General features: G+C 67.2%; 16 protein-coding genes. 7 read left to right on the top strand and 9 right to left on the bottom strand.

From position 1 onward, the window contains the following. Positions 1-24: 24 nt before the first annotated feature. Positions 25-945 carry a 50S ribosomal protein L11 methyltransferase gene (prmA, locus tag ACZK3J_RS20505; RefSeq protein WP_049463300.1) on the bottom strand — a complete coding sequence of 307 codons (921 nt, stop codon included), beginning with the start codon at positions 943-945 and terminating at the stop codon, positions 25-27. A 163-nt stretch (positions 946-1,108) separates the two neighbouring features. Here prmA and ACZK3J_RS20500 point away from each other — a divergent pair, with 163 nt between their 5' ends. Then, the gene (locus tag ACZK3J_RS20500) at positions 1,109-2,074 is read left to right on the top strand and encodes a hypothetical protein (RefSeq protein ID WP_032129558.1); all 966 of its coding nucleotides are present in this window, start codon (positions 1,109-1,111) and stop codon (positions 2,072-2,074) included. After that, positions 2,071-2,445, top strand: a complete 375-nt coding sequence (locus tag ACZK3J_RS20495) for a hypothetical protein (RefSeq protein WP_049463283.1) — start codon at positions 2,071-2,073, stop codon at positions 2,443-2,445. Before ACZK3J_RS20500 ends, ACZK3J_RS20495 begins: the two co-directional genes overlap by 4 nt. A gap of 129 nt (positions 2,446-2,574) precedes the next feature. Here ACZK3J_RS20495 and accC read toward each other — a convergent pair whose 3' ends face one another. From accC to ACZK3J_RS20470, 5 genes are all read right to left on the bottom strand, one after another. Beyond that, positions 2,575-3,942, bottom strand: a complete 1,368-nt coding sequence (gene accC, locus ACZK3J_RS20490; protein ID WP_032129559.1) for an acetyl-CoA carboxylase biotin carboxylase subunit — start codon at positions 3,940-3,942, stop codon at positions 2,575-2,577. Positions 3,943-3,952: 10 nt separating this feature from the next. Then, positions 3,953-4,432, bottom strand: coding sequence for an acetyl-CoA carboxylase biotin carboxyl carrier protein (accB, locus tag ACZK3J_RS20485; RefSeq protein ID WP_032129560.1), 480 nt, complete (start codon positions 4,430-4,432; stop codon positions 3,953-3,955). A 53-nt stretch (positions 4,433-4,485) separates the two neighbouring features. Then, positions 4,486-4,911, bottom strand: a complete 426-nt coding sequence (locus ACZK3J_RS20480) for a lysozyme inhibitor LprI family protein (RefSeq protein WP_080355197.1) — start codon at positions 4,909-4,911, stop codon at positions 4,486-4,488. After that, positions 4,908-5,357, bottom strand: coding sequence for a type II 3-dehydroquinate dehydratase (gene aroQ, locus ACZK3J_RS20475; protein WP_049401743.1), 450 nt, complete (start codon positions 5,355-5,357; stop codon positions 4,908-4,910). Before aroQ ends, ACZK3J_RS20480 begins: the two co-directional genes overlap by 4 nt. A gap of 350 nt (positions 5,358-5,707) precedes the next feature. Beyond that, the gene (locus ACZK3J_RS20470) at positions 5,708-6,436 is read right to left on the bottom strand and encodes a DOPA 4,5-dioxygenase family protein (RefSeq protein ID WP_049463282.1); all 729 of its coding nucleotides are present in this window, start codon (positions 6,434-6,436) and stop codon (positions 5,708-5,710) included. Positions 6,437-6,601: 165 nt separating this feature from the next. On the opposite strand from ACZK3J_RS20470, the gene ACZK3J_RS20465 reads away from it, so the two are divergent. Continuing rightward, positions 6,602-7,429: an isocitrate lyase/PEP mutase family protein gene (locus ACZK3J_RS20465; RefSeq protein WP_478476207.1), complete on the top strand. Its 828-nt coding sequence runs from the start codon at positions 6,602-6,604 to the stop codon at positions 7,427-7,429. A gap of 73 nt (positions 7,430-7,502) precedes the next feature. On the opposite strand, the gene ACZK3J_RS20460 is transcribed toward ACZK3J_RS20465, so the two are convergent. After that, positions 7,503-8,036, bottom strand: coding sequence for a hypothetical protein (locus tag ACZK3J_RS20460; RefSeq protein WP_049463280.1), 534 nt, complete (start codon positions 8,034-8,036; stop codon positions 7,503-7,505). Between the two features lie 126 nt (positions 8,037-8,162). Between ACZK3J_RS20460 and ACZK3J_RS20455 the strand changes: the two genes are divergently transcribed. Together ACZK3J_RS20455 and ACZK3J_RS20450 are read left to right on the top strand one after the other, a co-directional pair. Then, complete coding sequence (locus tag ACZK3J_RS20455; RefSeq protein ID WP_049463279.1) at positions 8,163-8,759, top strand: NAD(P)H-dependent oxidoreductase; 597 nt, start codon at positions 8,163-8,165, stop codon at positions 8,757-8,759. A gap of 16 nt (positions 8,760-8,775) precedes the next feature. After that, positions 8,776-9,369 carry a TetR/AcrR family transcriptional regulator gene (locus ACZK3J_RS20450; RefSeq protein WP_049463278.1) on the top strand — a complete coding sequence of 198 codons (594 nt, stop codon included), beginning with the start codon at positions 8,776-8,778 and terminating at the stop codon, positions 9,367-9,369. A gap of 5 nt (positions 9,370-9,374) precedes the next feature. On the opposite strand, the gene ACZK3J_RS20445 is transcribed toward ACZK3J_RS20450, so the two are convergent. Further along, positions 9,375-10,169: a D-alanyl-D-alanine carboxypeptidase family protein gene (locus ACZK3J_RS20445; protein WP_049463277.1), complete on the bottom strand. Its 795-nt coding sequence runs from the start codon at positions 10,167-10,169 to the stop codon at positions 9,375-9,377. Positions 10,170-10,287: 118 nt separating this feature from the next. Between ACZK3J_RS20445 and ACZK3J_RS20440 the strand changes: the two genes are divergently transcribed. Then, positions 10,288-11,835, top strand: a complete 1,548-nt coding sequence (locus tag ACZK3J_RS20440; RefSeq protein ID WP_049463276.1) for an alkaline phosphatase — start codon at positions 10,288-10,290, stop codon at positions 11,833-11,835. On the opposite strand, the gene ACZK3J_RS20435 is transcribed toward ACZK3J_RS20440, so the two are convergent. Next, positions 11,832-12,017 carry a hypothetical protein gene (locus ACZK3J_RS20435; RefSeq protein ID WP_049463275.1) on the bottom strand — a complete coding sequence of 62 codons (186 nt, stop codon included), beginning with the start codon at positions 12,015-12,017 and terminating at the stop codon, positions 11,832-11,834. The two genes, ACZK3J_RS20440 and ACZK3J_RS20435, sit on opposite strands and share 4 nt — an antisense overlap. 99 nt (positions 12,018-12,116) lie before the next feature. Here ACZK3J_RS20435 and ACZK3J_RS20430 point away from each other — a divergent pair, with 99 nt between their 5' ends. Further along, a complete protein-coding gene (locus tag ACZK3J_RS20430) occupies positions 12,117-13,016 on the top strand; it encodes a LysR substrate-binding domain-containing protein (protein ID WP_049463274.1) in 900 nt (299 codons plus the stop codon). Positions 13,017-13,027: the final 11 nt, after the last annotated feature.

The following is a 13,027-nucleotide window of genomic DNA, read 5'->3' as shown; positions in this document are numbered from 1 at the left end:
GATCCAGCGGTCATTCAACCACGATCAGGCGCGGCGCACGCCGGTGATGCGCATCCAGTCGCCATCCTGGGTGGCCTGCAGATCGTCGAACCATGCTGCATAGCGCTGCAGCAGTTCGCCTTCCTGGCCATGCAGGATGCCGGACAGGGCGATGCGGCCACCGGCAGCAACGCGCGCAGCCAGCAGTTCGGCCAGCGCATCCAGCGCCGAGGCGAGGATGTTGGCGACCACGATCGGATAGGTCGCGACCGGTTCGTCCTGCGGCAGGTACACATGCATGCGGGCCTGCTCGCCGTTGCGCTCGGCATTGTCGGCGGTGGCGACCAGGGCCTGCGGATCGTTGTCCACGCCGATGGCTTCGGCGGCGCCCAGCTTCAGCGCGGCCAGTGCGAGGATGCCCGAGCCGCAACCGAAGTCGAGCACGCGCTGGCCCTGCAGCAGGCCATCGACCGCCAACTGGTCCAGCCAGCGCAGGCACAGTGCGGTGGTCGGGTGGGTGCCCGAACCGAACGCCAGGCCAGGGTCCAACCGCACCACGGCGGCATCGGCGGCCTGTGCGGCATCGGGCAGTTCATGGTTCCACGGCACGATCCAGGTACGGCTGCCGAAGTCCATCGGCTGGAACTGGTCGAGCCAGGCACGTTCCCAGTCTTCATCCTCGACCGCGCGGAAGCTGCCGCTGCTCCAGTCCAGCTCCGGATCGAAGGATTCCAGTGCGGCCAGCAGCAACAGCGCGTTGCTGTCGGCGGGGAACAGCGCGCTCAGCACCAGCGTGTCCCACAGCGGGGTCTCGCCCACGCCCGGTTCGAGAATGGCCTGTTCGTTGCTGGTATCGGCCTCGGCATCGAGCAGGGTCACGGCCAGTGCACCAACGTCCTCCAGTGCATTTTCATAGCGGGGCTGGGTGGCTTCGGTGCAGCGCAGGGTCAGTTCCAGGAACGGCATGGTGGTGGGGGCAATCGCGGGAAAGGGGGCCATGCTAGACCATCGGGGCGTCTCCGTATTGCCTGAGATGCCGCTCCGAGATGAACGAAGCCCGTTCAGACAGGCCCGTCGGGCCTTGCTAAACTTCGTGCTTTCCTATGCGCCGCATCGCCTACCGCCGCCGATGGCCTTCGCTCCGACCCTGAAAACCTGGTTGCTCGTACTGCCGGCTGTGGCCGTGCTGGGCGTGGCCGGTTATCGGGCCAGCGGCCATGCTGCGACGTCTTCGGTAGCGTCGGCGGATCTGGCAGGTGCGGTCGCGGCCGCTGACAGTGCGGCGCCGCTGCCGGTGATGCCGGAGGCGCTCGCGCGCCGCCTGGCACCCTTCGAGCGTGGCAACGCATTGCCGTCCGGGCTGCCCCTGGATCTCCGCGCCGATATCGAAGACGCCACCGACCTGTATGCCTATGCTCAGCGGTTGCGTGCCCAGGCGGACGAAGGCAACCACGAGGCGCGCTGGATGCTCAGCCGTGTCTATGACTACTGCGCGCAGTACGCGGTCGATCCGGGTGGCTACCGCTTGGACAACAACGTGCTGGCCGGGCTGGGCCTGACCGCCGCACCGGCGATGGTGCAGGCGCGCGAACGCGTCGCGCAGCGTTGTGGTGGTTTCGTGCCGGGCGACAAGCTGGGCACGGCCTTGGTGCTGTCCGAACGTCGCAAGGCGGCCGCACAAGGCAATCTGGCTGCTGAGGCTGCGTTGTTCGCCGAGGGCGAACCGCTGCAGGACAGCCCCGAGTACCGCCGTGACCTGGTTGAACGGGTGCGCACCTCGCGCGACCCGGAGGCCTTCATGGCGATCGCACCGGGCATGGGCGTGCGCGCCTCGGGTGACCGCGCGCTCAACGGCCTGGTGGCGGGCGAGCAGCTCAGTGAACTCGCATGGCGGCTTGCGGCCTGCGAACTCGGTCTACCGTGTGGGGCAGACAGTGTGCTGGTCAACAGTTTTTGTGCGAACGGAGGGATCTGTTCGCAGGATGGTACGCAGGATTTCCGGGATTTCGTGTATGACGCTGCGGTATCGCGGCAGGGCGCTGGGAAGATGAAGGAATGGATCAAGCGATTGGTTGGAAAGAGGAACGAGCAATGAACTACCGCCGATTCCTGCACGGGGCCAAGTTCTGGTTCTGGGTGGCCCTGTTCGTGGCCTACTCGGCCGGCGCGGTTGGCCTGTTGATGATCGATACCTATGAAGATCGCTACCGGCATCTGTCGAAGGTGGAACTGACCACGGTGAAGGCGCAGGAAGACGTGCGCCGTGCCGGTGCCAGCCAGGTGGCCGCGGTCTATCGCGCGCAGAGCGGCATGCCGTTCGCGTCGCTGCCGGCGGGCAGCACCTTCCAGGTGGTGTGGCCGGATGGTTCGACCGAGACCATGGTGATCGTCGACCCGACGTCGCCCAATGGCGTGCGTCCGCTGGCGAACTCGCAGATTCCGGCCGAAGCTTCCGACAAGCGCTGATGCGCCTGCTGTAGCGCCAAGCCCACGCTCGGCTGAGCTTTCCGGCAAGCCGAGCATGGGCTCGGCGCTGCAGCAACAGAAAAGGGCGGGGATATCCCCGCCCTTTTCATGTCCAGCACGTGGCGCCGATCAGGTCAGCGCGATCGGCTTGTTCTTGCGTTCGGCCAGGCGCTTTTCCAGGTAGTGGATGTTCTGGCCACCGGCCTGGAAGCCCTTGTCGCGCATGATCCGCTGCTGCAGGGCGACGTTGGTCTTGATGCCATCGACCACCATTTCGCTCAGTGCCACGCGCATGCGGGCAATGGCGGTTTCGCGGTCCGGGCCGTGCACGATCAGCTTGCCGATCATCGAGTCGTAGTTCGACGGCACGCGGTAGCCACTGTAGATGTGGGTGTCCACGCGCACGCCGGGGCCGCCTGGCGGATGGAAGCCGGTGATGGTGCCCGGGCTCGGCACGAAGGTCTCCGCATCTTCGGCGTTGATGCGACACTCGATGGCATGGCCGGTCAGCACCACGTCGCTCTGCTTGATCGACAGCTTCTGGCCGGCGGCGATCTTCAGCTGCTCGGCCACCAGGTCGATGCCGGTGACCATTTCGGTGACCGGGTGTTCCACCTGGATGCGGGTGTTCATTTCGATGAAGTAGAAGCGGCCGTCCTCGTACAGGAACTCGAACGTGCCGGCACCACGGTAGCCGATGCGTACGCAGGCTTCGGTGCACACCTTGCCGATCTGCTCGCGCTGCTCGGCAGTGATGCCCGGTGCCGGCGCTTCTTCCACCACCTTCTGGTGGCGGCGCTGCATCGAGCAGTCACGCTCGCCCAGGTGGATGGCGTTGCCCTGGCCGTCGGCCAGTACCTGGATTTCCACGTGGCGCGGGTTCTCCAGGAACTTCTCCATGTAGACCTCGCCATTGCCGAACGCGGCCTTGGCCTCGCTCTTGGTGGTTTCGATCGAGGTCTTCAGCGAGGCTTCGGCGTGCACCACGCGCATGCCGCGGCCACCGCCACCACCGGCCGCCTTGATGATGACCGGGTAGCCGATCTCACGGGCGATCTTGGTGTTGGCGACGATGTCTTCGCCCAGCGGGCCGCCCGAGCCGGGCACGCACGGCACGCCGGCGGACTTCATCGCGCGGATGGCTTCGACCTTGTCACCCATCATGCGGATGGTGTCGGCCTTGGGGCCGATGAAGATGAAACCGGACTCTTCCACGCGCTCGGCGAAGTCGGCGTTCTCCGACAGGAAGCCGTAGCCCGGGTGGATGGCCTGGGCGTCGGTGACTTCCGCCGCGGCGATCAGTGCCGGGATGTTGAGGTAGCTCTGCGGCGACGGCGCCGGACCGATGCAGACCGACTCGTCGGCCATGGCCACGTGCTTGAGGTTGCGGTCGACCGTGGAATGCACGGCCACCGTGCGGATGCCGAGGGTGTGGCACGCGCGCAGGATGCGCAGCGCGATTTCCCCTCGGTTGGCGATGACGACTTTGTCGAGCATGGCGTGCCCCTCAGCCGATCACGAACAGCGGCTGGTCGAATTCGACCGGCTGGCCGTTCTCGCCGAGGATGGCGACGATGGTGCCGGACTTGTCGGCTTCGATCGGGTTGAACATCTTCATCGCTTCGATGATGGCCAGGGTCTCGCCTTCCTTGACCTGCTGGCCAACGCTGACGAACGCAGGCTTGTCCGGGGCGGACGACGCGTAGAAGGTGCCGACCATCGGCGAGCGCAGCACGTGGCCTTCCGGCAGCGCCGGGCCCGGCTTGGCGGTGCCACCGGTGGAGGCTTCGGTCGGCGACTGCATCGGCATCGCCTGCGGCGCCGGAGCGGCCGGAGCGGCGTACACCGGGGCGGCGACCGGGGCGGCATAGCCGGCCACCGGGGCGCGCGACAGGCGCACCGACTCTTCGCCTTCCTTGATTTCGATTTCAGCCAGGTTCGACTCTTCCAGCAGGTCGATCAGCTTCTTGATTTTGCGGAGATCCATGGTGGCCTCTTTGCTCTTGATGTCAGTGTGGTGGGAAGCGCATCGCGCTCGGGTCAAAGCAGTTCGTAGAACTCGCGCAGCTGCCGCGTACGGTCGCGCGTCTGGGTGATCAGGCACTGCATCTTCGCAGGGTTGCGCGAGGTGCCGTCTGCATTGAAGGCGTAGACTGCCTCGCAGTCTGCATCGCGCAGGGTTATCCAGATGCGCTGGGCCTTCACCAGCTGCTGTTCGGCCGCTGCGCATCGGCTGCAGCTGCCATCGGCGGCCTGCGCCTTCAGTTCGCCGCGCGCCTGGACGTAAACGGCGTTCAATGCGCTGTCGGCGTCATCCAGGCGATCGGAATCGCACATGTCGCGCTCGTAGCCGCCGGTCGCCTGCGCGCAGTCAATGCCAGCGGCCGCGCGCTCGGCGGCGATGCTGGCGCCGCACACGCCGGCCCACAGCACGATGCAGGCAAGCACTCTTGGGAGCATCTTCACGCGCGGGCCGCCTGCACGCGCAGCAGCGCCGCGTCCATCGCGTAGCGGTAGCTGTCGGCGCCGAAACCGCAGACCACGCCCACGGCCTTGTCACTGAAGTAGCTGTGCTGGCGGAACGGTTCGCGGGTATGCGGGTTGGACAGGTGGATCTCGATGAACGGCACCGCCACCGCCGCCAGCGCATCGCGCAGGGCGACCGAGGTGTGGGTGAAGGCGGCGGGGTTGATCAGGATGAAAGCGGTTCCGTCGTCGCGTGCGGCCTGCACGCGGTCCACCAGCACGTGCTCGGCATTGGACTGCAGGCTCTCCACCGCGTGCCCGGCAGCCGAGGCCTGGACGGCCAGCGCCTGGTCGATGTCGGCCAGCGTGGTGTGGCCGTAGACCTCCGGCTCGCGGGTGCCGAGCAGGTTGAGGTTGGGGCCGTGCAGGACCAGCAGCTTCGCCATGGGATCCGGAAGACGGGAAAGGGCGGCAGTCTGGCGGAACCGGCGGATGCTGTCCAGTTCGGCGAAGTTTGCAGCGTTTCAATCAATTGTTTGAAATTCCCCGGAGGGCTTGCGGCCGTATGGCGGGCGCTGGATCAAGGCGCGCTGAACGCCGTGCAGGTGGGGGATGCGTGCACGTAGGCCGACGATGGCGGCAGGCCGGGCGATGACGGATGCCGCAACGGGCTGTGATGCGGTAGATCCACGCCATGCGTGGATGAAGGAAGTTCGGTGCGCAGCAGGCTACGCACCCACCGAGGGACGGCCCAAGGTGCGCTGCACGCCACCCACCGCCCCCGCCACGCACCCGCTCACGTCTCCAGCGGCACCGTCGGCACCACGTTCGGGAACACCTCCTCCAAGGGCTCCCGTTCCCCCGGCTTCGGTGCCGGCCAGTTGTAGGCGTTCACCGGCTGCGCGCGGTTCACCCACAATGCGTAATACAGATGGTCGGCGCGGCCATCACCGGTATTGGGGTGGATCAGGATGGTCAGGCCCAGGCTGTTGAGCTGCAGCCAGGGCACCAGCACCGGCAGCAGGTCGTTGGTGAAGCCGAAATAGAACGACGGGGTGACGTGCGGTCCGCGTGGTTCCAGGTTCCAGTTGCCCAGCTCCACCGGGAAGCGCTCCGCCGCCCAGCGCCGCAGCAGCGCAGCTTTCTCGAAGCTGTCCTCGTCGAAGTAGATATGCGCGTGATAGCTCTTGATGTCGGTGTAGGCGCGTGGGGTCGCGGGCAGGGGGGCCTCCCCGGGACGCACGCTGGCCGGGCGCGGGGTCGGTTCGCTGGCGGTGACCTGGCCCCAGGGGCTGCTGCCCTTCACCGGCGGCGGGACGATGGCACGGAAGCCTGGGCGCCCGGGTTCGGTGGTGTTCACCGTGCTTTCGCCGCGCGGGGCTGCGGCGGCGGTCGACGCACTGGCCAGGCCGCCGGCGGCCAGACCGGCCGATGCGATCAGGCGGCGGCGTGTGGGCGAAAGCAGGTCGGCCCAGTGGGCGTCATCGTCGCCGGCGTCGATCAAGGTCAGCGGGTCCGGGTGCATGAAGGGCTCCGTGGCGGCATCGTGTGGGCAGGCAAGCACGCTCGGGCACCTGCATCCACAGCGTCCAATAAGCAGGTGGCATCACCTCATGCAGGTTTGCGCCGTCGTCGTTGAGCCCGGCTGCAGGGCGGGCTAGGGTGCAGGTCTGCCGCCCCGGAGCCCGCCATGACCTCGCCCGATGCCGATACCCAACGCAAGCGCGCGGCCTTCCGCCAGCTGCATTCAGCAGGGTGCTTCGTACTGCCCAATCCATGGGACGTGGGCAGTGCGCGCTACCTGCAGCGGCAGGGCTTCCAGGCACTGGCCACGACCAGTGCCGGCTGTGCCTGGAGCGAAGGGCGGCCGGACGGAGCGGTTTCGCTGCAGGCCACGCTGGAGCATCTGCGCCTGATGGCGGCAGCGACGCCGCTGCCGTTGAACGCCGATTTCGGCGATGGCTTCGGTGATACGCCGCAGAAGGTGCAGGAGGCGGTGGCCGCGGCGATCGACACCGGCATCGCGGCGTTGTCGATCGAGGATGCCAGCGGCGTCGCCGATGCACCGCTGCGTCCGATCGATCAGGCGGTGGAGCGTCTGCGCGCTGCCCGTGCAGCCATCGACCGCGCGGGCGGCGACGTGCTGCTGGTTGGCCGTGCCGAGAACTTCTTCGTCGGCGTGCCGGATCTGCCGGACACCCTGCAACGCCTGCGCGCCTATGCCGAGGCCGGTGCAGACGTGCTGTATGCACCGGGCATCAGCACGCGCGAGCAGATCAGCGCGGTGATTGCCGCCGTATGGTCGAAGCCGGTGAACCTGCTGGTCGGTGGGCCGACACCGCTGAGCCTGCAGGACATTGCTGCACTCGGCGTCCGCCGCGTCAGCCTGGGCGGCGCATTGGCCCGTGCTGCATGGGGCGGACTGATGCAGGGGACACAGCCGATCGTGCAGGCCGGACGCTTCGACGGCCTGCAGCAGGCGGCTTCCGGGGCCGCGTTGAACGCGCTGTTCCGTTGAGCGAAATCCCGGTGCAGTCCCAGACCAGCAGGGATAGTAGATCCACGCCATGCGTGGATGGATGCGCCTGCGATTACAGCGCTTCCATCCCACCCTTGGGCAGCGTCACCCCAGGCTCCAACGCTGGCAGCAGTTGCCGAAGCAGCGCGGGATTGTCCAGCAACGCAGCACCGTCAATGAAACTCCATTGGGCTGTGCCGACGCGGCGCACGGCGAGCATGAACGAGGTGCTGCGCATCGGCGCCTCGCGCACGCGCAGCAGCGACTGGCGTGGCACGAAGCAGACTTCCTCATCACCGGCCGCATAGGTGCGGCCCGGCACGCCCGCTTCGTCGCTGATGATGGTGACGCCGGCCTTGCGCAGTTCCTTTACCGTGTCGCGGGTCATCCGTGCATAGGCCTCATCGCCCCCGGCCAGGCGCTTCAGGCTGGGATGGGTTCGGGCGATGATCAACTCGGCATCGCCGCGGGCGAATGCGCCCATCATCGCCTGCACGTCCTGGCGCAATGCGGCTGAGTCTTCCGGACTGAGCTCACCGGCCAGCGCTGGCGCAACGGCCATTGCCATCGGCAGGGCCAGCAGAAGGGCGAGCAGGTATCGGTGCATCGTCGGGTATCTCAGCGGGAACCGCCGCACTATACGGCGGATGCGGAAACAGCATCCCACGCATGGCGCTGGTGTCCCGGGCGTCATTAACTACTATTGGTAGGTAGTGAATTCCGGACATCCCCCATGCACACCCTCATCGTTACCGCCCATCCTGAATCCGCCGCGTTGACCCATGCCATCGCCAGGCGCATCGGCGAAGCCATCACCGCAACGGATACCGCCAATACCGTGACCCATGCCGATCTGATGGCCGAAGGCTTCGATCCGCGCTTCAACACGCACGACCAGGCGCTGTTCCGTGGCACCGGCGCACCTCCAGCCGACGTCGCCGCCGAGCAGGCGCGGCTGGATGCTGCCGACACGCTGGTACTGGTCTATCCGCTGTACTGGTGGTCGTTCCCCGCACTGCTGAAGGGCTGGATCGATCGCGTGTTCACCCAGGGCTGGGCCTACCAGGACGGTGCAGACGGCAAGGTGCAGAAGAAGCTGCAGCGGTTGCGCGTGCACCTGGTCGGCATCGGTGGAGCCGGCGCGGACATGGTCGAACGTCGTGGCTACGGCGCGGCGATGAAGACGCAGATCGACATGGGCATCTTCGACTACTGCGGCGCGCGCGTGCTGACGTCAGAACTGCTGCTGGATGCCGATACCGGTGCGGCCGAAACGCATCTGCAGACCGCGCTGGCGATCGGCTGTAAAATCGGAACTCCGATGCACTGATCGCCGTGTTCCGCCGATGCCTGCCAACGCCGCTCCCACGCGCCGCCGATTGACCCGCGAGCAACGCGCCCGCCAGTTGCTGGACGTGGCCTGGGCGCTGGTTGGCGAAGAAGGCACCGACACGTTGACCCTGGGTCGGCTGGCCGAGGCCGCGGGCGTGACCAAGCCGGTGGCCTACGATCACTTCGTGACCCGCAACGGCCTGCTGGCCGCGCTCTACGATGACTACGACGGTCGCCAGACGGTGGTCTTCAACGAGCGCATCGGCCGCGCACGGGCGCAGTTGGCCGATCGTGCGGCGGCAATCGCCTCCGGCTACATCGACTGCATCCTCAGCCAGGGCAGTGAAGTGCAGGGCATCCTCGCCGCGCTGGTGGGCGCGCCGGAACTGCACGAGGTGCGGCGGCGCTACCAGCAGGATTTCATCGACAACTGCGATACCTGGCTGGGCCCGTTTGCTGCCGACGGCACGGTGCCACTGGCCGGGCGCTGGGCGATTCTCGGTGCGGCCGAAGCCCTGTCCGAAGCCGTGGCAGCAGGCGCGCTGGACAAGGCCGCAGCCGAAGCCGAGCTGCAGCGGCTGATCGTGGCAACGGTCAAGCGGCGCTGAGCCGCTCAGGCGTCGGCGGTGCTGTCGGCCAGCGCCGCGAACCCGGCGGCCAGCCGCTCGCGCACAAGGGCATCGCGTGCGTCGCGGCTTTCAGAACCCAGCACCACGGTGATCAGGCGTACCGGCTGATCCCGCCCGGGCACTGCCCGGCAGGCGGTGGCGGCCAGGCAGAAGCCTGCGGCCTGGGTGTAGCCGGTCTTCAAGCCATCCACGCCGTCATCGCCGAGCAGGGCGTTCTGGTTGCTGCGGCTGAGGCTGCCATGCGCGAACGTGCGCTGCGCGGTGATTGCCAGTATCTGCGGATGGTCATTCAGCAGGCAGGCGGCGAGTACTGCCATGTCGCGCGCGCTGGAAGCATGGTGCGGGGTGGTGATGCCGGATACGCTGGCGAACCAGCTGCTGCGCAGGCCAAGCTGGCGCGCGTGCCGGTTCATGCGGTCCAGGAACGCAGGCTGTGATCCGTCCAGATGGCGCGCGATGGCCAGCGCCGCGTCATTGCCGGAGACGATCATCAGTCCTTCCAGCAGGCGCGCGAGGGTGACTGTTTCACCGGGCACCAGGCCCATGCGCGTTTCATCATCGGCCACCGCGTGCACATCCCCGGCGGCGATGGTGACCGCTTCGTCCCACGCGCCTCCGTTCTCTTCGACGCATTCGTACGCCGCATAGGCGGTCATCAGCTTGGTCAGCGAGGCCGGTTGCCGCGCGATGTCCGCGTTGTGCTGATGGACCACCGCGAAAGTTGCCGCATCGAGGGTGATCGAGGACAACGGCGCGCGCTCAGTAGCGGGAGGCGGCATGGATGGGCCGATGGAGGAGGGCCTGCAGGATAGCCCGCGGCGGCTGCATGAAGCTGCAATATTGAAACGATATAACGTACCGCCATTGTGGGCCGCCGTTGGCCCGACGGGACATCCGATGACTGCACGCATGCCACGCCGTTGGCTCCATTCCTCGCTGCTGCTTGCGTTGGCTACGCTGGGTGGCTGCCAGCCCAACCTGCGCGCCGAGGCTGTTGCTTCCGGCCCAGCGCGCCCGCACAACGTGATCGTGATGATCAACGACGGTGCCGGTTGGGGCACCTGGGACGCCGCCGCCTACTGGCAATACGGCAGCCGCGAAGGGGCGCCGTATGCGGATTTTCCGCAGCGCCTGGCGGTAACCACCTTCCCGTTAAACGCCAGCAGCCAGCCGACCCGCGACAACGCGCAGACCCTGGGCTACGACGCGGGCAAGGCCTGGGATGACACACCGGTTCCTGCGCAGGACCTGCCGTTTGCGGGCTACCAGTACCTGGCTGCGGTGGCTACCGACAGTGCGGCGGCGGGCACCGCGTTGTCCTCGGGCATCAAGACCTACAACAACGCCATCAATTACAACAACGATGGCAATCCGGTCGAGTTCAACACGCTGCGCGCCAAGCGGCTGGGCATGGCGACCGGTGTGGTGACTTCGGTACCGTTCGCGCATGCCACGCCGGCCGCGTTCGCGGCGCAGAACGAATCGCGCAACAACTATCACGCCATCGCCCATCAGATGCTGGCACAGGGGCATATGGACCTGGTGATGGGCACCGGAGGCCCTGGCTACAGCGTTGATGGTCGCGCCTGTGACGAGAGTGCCGGCACGGCCAAGGCCGAGGGCTGTGCGAACCCGTGGGAATGGGTGTCGCCGCAGGATTGGCAGCAGCTGGAAGCGGGCAGCACCATCGGCGGCAATCCGTCGGGGCCGTGGCGCCTGATCCGCAGCAAGGAAGCGTTCGCCGCGCTGGCGCAGGGACGGTTGCCGGCCGACCGGCCGCTGATCGGCGTGCCGCGCGTGGCCAACACGCTGCAGCAGGCGCGCCAGCTGCAGGTGCTGGGCAAGGATGCGGCCACGCCTTCCGGTGTGAGGAAGATCGACAGCGTGCCGGATCTTGCGACCATGACCCGTGGCGCGCTGCAATTCCTGCAGCAGCGTTCGTCCAACGGCCTGTTCCTGATGGTGGAAGGTGGCGCCACCGACTGGGCCGCCCATACCAGTGCCTGCGGCACTGAATGGCACTACGGCCAGTGCAGCGACCAGCCGCAGTACGGCCGGCTGATCGAGGAAACCGTGGAGTTCAACGACGCGGTGACAGCAGTGATCGAGTGGATCGAACGCAACGGTGGCTGGGAGCGCAACCTGCTGATCGTCACCACCGACCACGACAACAGCATGCCGATGGGCCCGGATGCACAGAACGTCGCCTTCGAGCCGGTGCGCAACAACGGCCGTGGGCGCATGCCCGGGATCAGCTTCCGTCCCACCGGCAACCATTCCAATGCGCTGGTGCCGTTGTGGGCCAAGGGCGCGGGCGCGGAGCTGCTGGGCCAGCGCGTGCGGGGCGTTGATGCCGGCTACCGTCAGCACGTGCGCTGGAACGACGGCAGTTACATCGACAACACCGACGTGGCTGCGGCGGTGCAGGAAGCGCTGCAGCGTTAGGGGTGTGCCGGCCGCTGGCTGGCAGCTGCAGGTTTCCCGGTCGGCGAGGTTGCCGGCCAGCGGCCGGCACTACCGGGGGCGGTGCTGGGCGGCGGCGTCGGCGACGGGCTGGCCAGCTGGCGTGCCAGCTCGACACTGGCCACGTGGCCGTGCAGGAACAACAAGCCGCTGAAGATGTTCATGAGCGTGCCTCCACTTGAGTGGATTGCACGATACGGGCAGCATGGACGGGCAAAAAAGCGACATTTCCGCAAGCATGCCTTGAGAGGAATTCAAGCCTGATGTCCCGCCCTCCGCTCCATGCCCTGCAGGGCTTCGTGGCTGCTGCCCGGCTCGGCAACCTGTCGCGTGCCGCTGCGTCGATGAATGTGACCGTCAGTGCGCTCAGCCATCAGATGCGGCAGCTGGAAGAACGGCTCGGGCAGCCGCTGCTGATCCGCCAGCCGCGTGGTGTCACCCTCACCCTTGAGGGGCAGCGCCTGCTCGACCAGGTCGGACCGCATCTGGATGCGATCAACGAAGCCTTCCAGCCCTATGCCGCACGTGCCGAGCACGTGCTGACGATCAGCGCGGTGCCGTCGATGGCGTCGGCCTGGCTGGTGCCGCGCCTGGGTCACTTCGTGGCCGAGCATCCACAGATCGAGATCAACCTGCAGTCGAGTGAACGCCTGATTGATTTCGAGCGGCAGCGCCAGTTCGACGCCGCGCTGCGTCTGGGCAGCGGGCAATGGCCGGGCCTGGTGGTGGAACCGCTGTTCGACGAGTGGCTGGTGCCGATGGCGAGCCCGGCGCTGATCGAACGCATGGGCGGCATTGACCGTGTGCCGTTGACCCGGTGGCCGCTGCTCGGTGATCCGGATGGCGCGTGGGGCGCCTGGTTCGCGTTGAGCGGGCAGAGCCCACCGTCGCGTTTCGTGGCGGTGCTGGATGATTCGGAGGCGCACCATCGCGCCGCTCTGGATGGCGTGGGCGTAGCGCTCGGGCGGGTGACGCGGGCGCGGCTGCTGCTGGATTCGGGCCAGCTGGTTGCACTGTCCAGCCAGCGCCTGAAAACCGACTGGCCGCATTGGCTGGTGTACCCGCAGCGCTCGGCCAGCCATCGCGGTTTCCTTGCGTTCCGCGACTGGCTGCACGCGCAGGCCGCCGAGCACGTGCGGCACATGGCAGACGCACATCTATAGCGTCGAGCCAT

This window comes from Stenotrophomonas sp. 86428_Sma (assembly GCF_056481585.1).
Note: the sequence above shows the minus strand (reverse complement) of the source record. Positions and strands in the feature narration are given on the sequence as shown.

What these genes read in the sequence shown, in the direction of transcription:
- prmA (WP_049463300.1), bottom strand. Translation starts at nt 945, where the DNA reads ATGCCGTTCCTGGAACTGACCCTGCGCTGCACCGAAGCCACCCAGCCC.
- ACZK3J_RS20500 (WP_032129558.1), top strand. Translation starts at nt 1,109, where the DNA reads ATGGCCTTCGCTCCGACCCTGAAAACCTGGTTGCTCGTACTGCCGGCT.
- ACZK3J_RS20495 (WP_049463283.1), top strand. Translation starts at nt 2,071, where the DNA reads ATGAACTACCGCCGATTCCTGCACGGGGCCAAGTTCTGGTTCTGGGTG.
- accC (WP_032129559.1), bottom strand. Translation starts at nt 3,942, where the DNA reads ATGCTCGACAAAGTCGTCATCGCCAACCGAGGGGAAATCGCGCTGCGC.
- accB (WP_032129560.1), bottom strand. Translation starts at nt 4,432, where the DNA reads ATGGATCTCCGCAAAATCAAGAAGCTGATCGACCTGCTGGAAGAGTCG.
- aroQ (WP_049401743.1), bottom strand. Translation starts at nt 5,357, where the DNA reads ATGGCGAAGCTGCTGGTCCTGCACGGCCCCAACCTCAACCTGCTCGGC.
- ACZK3J_RS20470 (WP_049463282.1), bottom strand. Translation starts at nt 6,436, where the DNA reads ATGCACCCGGACCCGCTGACCTTGATCGACGCCGGCGACGATGACGCC.
- ACZK3J_RS20465 (WP_478476207.1), top strand. Translation starts at nt 6,602, where the DNA reads ATGACCTCGCCCGATGCCGATACCCAACGCAAGCGCGCGGCCTTCCGC.
- ACZK3J_RS20460 (WP_049463280.1), bottom strand. Translation starts at nt 8,036, where the DNA reads ATGCACCGATACCTGCTCGCCCTTCTGCTGGCCCTGCCGATGGCAATG.
- ACZK3J_RS20455 (WP_049463279.1), top strand. Translation starts at nt 8,163, where the DNA reads ATGCACACCCTCATCGTTACCGCCCATCCTGAATCCGCCGCGTTGACC.
- ACZK3J_RS20450 (WP_049463278.1), top strand. Translation starts at nt 8,776, where the DNA reads ATGCCTGCCAACGCCGCTCCCACGCGCCGCCGATTGACCCGCGAGCAA.
- ACZK3J_RS20445 (WP_049463277.1), bottom strand. Translation starts at nt 10,169, where the DNA reads ATGCCGCCTCCCGCTACTGAGCGCGCGCCGTTGTCCTCGATCACCCTC.
- ACZK3J_RS20440 (WP_049463276.1), top strand. Translation starts at nt 10,288, where the DNA reads ATGACTGCACGCATGCCACGCCGTTGGCTCCATTCCTCGCTGCTGCTT.
- ACZK3J_RS20435 (WP_049463275.1), bottom strand. Translation starts at nt 12,017, where the DNA reads ATGAACATCTTCAGCGGCTTGTTGTTCCTGCACGGCCACGTGGCCAGT.
- ACZK3J_RS20430 (WP_049463274.1), top strand. Translation starts at nt 12,117, where the DNA reads ATGTCCCGCCCTCCGCTCCATGCCCTGCAGGGCTTCGTGGCTGCTGCC.